This is a genomic window from Actinosynnema sp. NPDC059797 (genome assembly GCF_042732085.1).
Classification (GTDB): Bacteria; Actinomycetota; Actinomycetes; order Mycobacteriales; family Pseudonocardiaceae; genus Actinosynnema.
Genome location: NZ_JBHWIE010000584.1, coordinates 1 through 3,065 on the forward strand (window position 1 = coordinate 1; position 3,065 = coordinate 3,065).

The 3,065-nt window shown below is 74.1% G+C and carries 3 protein-coding genes and 1 riboswitch; of the genes, 2 read left to right on the top strand and 1 reads right to left on the bottom strand.

Features of this window, described 5'->3' with window-relative positions:
- Positions 1-31: 31 nt before the first annotated feature.
- Entirely contained in the window at positions 32-1,288 is a 1,257-nt protein-coding gene (glyA, locus tag ACFV4N_RS41970; protein ID WP_499678268.1) for a serine hydroxymethyltransferase, read from the bottom strand.
- Between the two features lie 28 nt (positions 1,289-1,316).
- A riboswitch (ZMP/ZTP riboswitch) is annotated at positions 1,317-1,403 on the bottom strand.
- Positions 1,404-1,567: 164 nt separating this feature from the next.
- Between glyA and ACFV4N_RS41975 the strand changes: the two genes are divergently transcribed.
- Together ACFV4N_RS41975 and ACFV4N_RS41980 are read left to right on the top strand one after the other, a co-directional pair.
- The gene (locus tag ACFV4N_RS41975; RefSeq protein WP_499678269.1) at positions 1,568-2,407 is read left to right on the top strand and encodes a hypothetical protein; all 840 of its coding nucleotides are present in this window, start codon (positions 1,568-1,570) and stop codon (positions 2,405-2,407) included.
- Positions 2,404-3,063: an extensin family protein gene (locus ACFV4N_RS41980; protein ID WP_499678270.1), complete on the top strand. Its 660-nt coding sequence runs from the start codon at positions 2,404-2,406 to the stop codon at positions 3,061-3,063. The genes ACFV4N_RS41975 and ACFV4N_RS41980 overlap by 4 nt, the downstream gene beginning before the upstream one ends.
- Positions 3,064-3,065 lie beyond the last annotated feature (2 nt).

A 3,065-nucleotide genomic window follows, 5' to 3' on the forward strand; every position in this document is an offset into this window, starting at 1 on the left:
GCCCCCTTGCCGGGCGGGCGCGGGAACGACCTCAGGCCCAGCCGGGCATCGGGTAGCCCGACATCAGCTCGGCCACCTCGCCGGCGATGCGGTCCAGCTCCCGCTCGTCCCCCGCCGCGGCCACGGCGCGGTCGATCCACTCCGCGATCCTCGGCATGTGCTCCGCGGTGAGGCCGCGCGTGGTGACGGCGGCCGTGCCGAGGCGCACGCCCGACGGGTCGAACGGCTTGCGCGGGTCGAACGGCACGGTGTTGTAGTTCGCCTCGATCCCCGCCCGGTCCAGGGCCTTGGCCGCGGGCTTGCCGCCGATGCCCTTGTTGGTCAGGTCGAGCAGGACCAGGTGGTTGTCCGTGCCGCCGGACACCAGCTCGAACCCGCGGTCGAGCAGGGCGGCGGCCAGGGCTCGGGCGTTCTCCACGATCGCGTGCGCGTACCGGCCGAAGCCCGGGTCCAGCGCCTCGCCCAGCGCCACCGCGATCGCCGCCGTGGTGTGGTTGTGCGGTCCGCCCTGCAAACCCGGGAACACGGCCTTGTCCACGGCCTTGGCGTGCTCGGCGTCGCTGAGGATCATCGCGCCGCGCGGGCCGCGCAGGGTCTTGTGCGTGGTCGTGGTGATCACCTGGGCGTGCCCGACCGGCGACGGGTGCGCGCCGCCCGCGACCAGGCCCGCGATGTGCGCGATGTCGGCCACCAGCACCGCGCCGACCTCGCGGGCGATCTCGGCGAAGCCGGGGAAGTCGATGGTGCGCGGGATGGCCGTGCCACCGCAGAAGATCACCTTCGGGCGCTCGGCGCGGGCCAGGTCGCGGACCTCGTCCAGGTCCACCACGCCGGTCTCCTTGCGCACCCCGTACTGGACGCTGCGGAACCACTTGCCGGTGGCCGACACGCCCCAGCCGTGGGTGAGGTGGCCGCCCGCGGGCAGGGCCATGCCCATGACGGTGTCGCCGGGCTCCAGGAACGCCAGGTACACGGCGAGGTTGGCCGGTGAGCCGGAGTAGGGCTGGACGTTGGCGTGGTCGACGCCGAACAGGGTCCTGGCCCGCGCGACGGCCAGCTCCTCCACCGGGTCGACGACCTGCTGGCCCTCGTAGTACCGGCGGCCCGCGTAGCCCTCCGAGTACTTGTTGGTCAGCACCGAGCCGGTGGCCTCCAGCACCGCGGTGGACACGTAGTTCTCCGAGGCGATGAGCCGGACCTTCTCGAACTGGCGGCGGGCCTCGGCCTGGACCAGCCGGGCGACCTCGGGGTCGGCGCCGGTCAGGGACGGGATGGCGGGGTCGTGCACGACGTCCTCCACGCGCGCGGGGGCGCTGCCGTAGCACCCAGGCGCGCGGTGCGTTCCGGCCTCACGCTCCCCGGTGGTCGATCCCACCCTCGTCACGCCAGTCGCGAACAGCGCCGATCCTACCCCGCCGGGACGTTCACGGCGCACCGGTCCGTGGACGCATTGGGCGGAACGGACCATTGCCCTCCCTGCCGCCCAACCCAATACTCAGCGTTGGAAATCTTCCAACCGGCCCTGTGCCACGTCAGCACTTCCCTCCCTGCTCCCGAAAGGACTGACGTGCTCGATCGGCGAACGTTCGTGCTGGGTGCCGCCGCGACAGCGGCACTCGCCAGCGCAGTACCGGCCCACGCGACGGCGGCAGCCGCCGTGCCGGGCAAGACCGCGGGCGCCCTGCTCGCCCCCGACGGGAACCCCTACCTCCTCACGTGGTCGGACGGCCAGTGGGTGCTGCTCGACGAGCGCGGTTCGGTGCGCATCACCGAAGGCCTCGGCGGCGCGGACCTGGTGGACGTGGCCGACGACGGCGGCCGGCTGGTCGCGGTCGGCTCGCTCGGCGGCGGCGAGGACCCGACCGCCGGGATCTGGGAGTCCACCGACGGCACGACCTGGCGCGAGGCGCGCCGCCTGCACGGCCTGCGCTCGGAGTTCACCGCCGTCGGCGGCGGGCTGGCGCTCGGCTCGGTGGTCAAGGCCGAGCGGGCCTCCGTGGTCCGCATCGCGGCCCGCCGCACGGCCTCCGGCTGGGCGACCGTGCCCGTGCGCGGTCTGGAGTGGACCGACGGCCTGGCCGCCACCGCGGTGGCCCGCACCGCCGACGGCTGGGTCGCGGCGGCGGTCGACCAGGCGGGCACCGTCCTGCACACCTCGCGCGACGGCGTCGCCTGGACCGCCAGGCCCCGGCTCGACGGCGTGGCGGTGCGCGACCTGGCCGCGCTCGGCGGCGGCGTGCACTGGGTCGGCAACGAGCTGGTCGAGGCCACCCCGCTGACCGGAGTGCTCGACGCGGGGCGGCGGCAGCCCGCCGTGCCCGCGGACGCGAAGGCGCTGGGCGTCGTCGGCGCCCGCTCGGCCTGGCTGGCCGGTGGCCGCCTGATCACCGCGGAGGCGGCCCGATGATCACCTTCCAGCGCATCGACGGCACCCCCGTCTACTACTGGCGGTCCGGCCGCGGCAACACGACCCTGCGCAACTGGCAGGCGACCCAGGGGATCTACGACACCCTGGTGCTCTGGATCCGGGACCTGCGGTCCCTGTCGTCGGCCTACGGCAGCATCACCTACCTGGTGTCGGCGGGCTTCTACGTCAACAAGCCCGGCGAGCACGGCGCGGGCACCGCGATGGACCTCGACCACGTGCGGTGGAGCGGCGGCCAGACCTGCTCGCCGCTGGACCGCGAGCACGCCTCCGGCACCCTGGCCACCCGCCGCCGCTACCTGGCGGTGGACGCGGTGTGCCGGCGGCGGTTCCGGTACGCGCTGGACGGCTGGTACAACGCCGCCCACGAGGACCACATCCACTCCGACTTCGGCGGGCTGCCGGTCCGCTGCGTGACCGGGTCGGAGAGCGACACCAAGTTCGTCCAGGCGCTGTGCAACAACTTCATGAGCTCCGGCCTGGTCGTGGACGGCATCTGGGGCCCGAAGACGCAGAGCGCGTTCACCACCGCCAAGTCGCGGCTCGGCGTGACCGGCGACCCGCACTCCAGCAGCGCGGCCTGGCAGTCGTTCCTGTCCGCGGCGGCCCGCCGCGGTTTCGCGAACCAGGCGTTCTGAGC

Bases quoted from the DNA above. Each gene is read 5' to 3' on its own strand.
- ACFV4N_RS41980 (WP_499678270.1), top strand. From the start codon at position 2,404: ATGATCACCTTCCAGCGCATCGACGGCACCCCCGTCTACTACTGGCGG.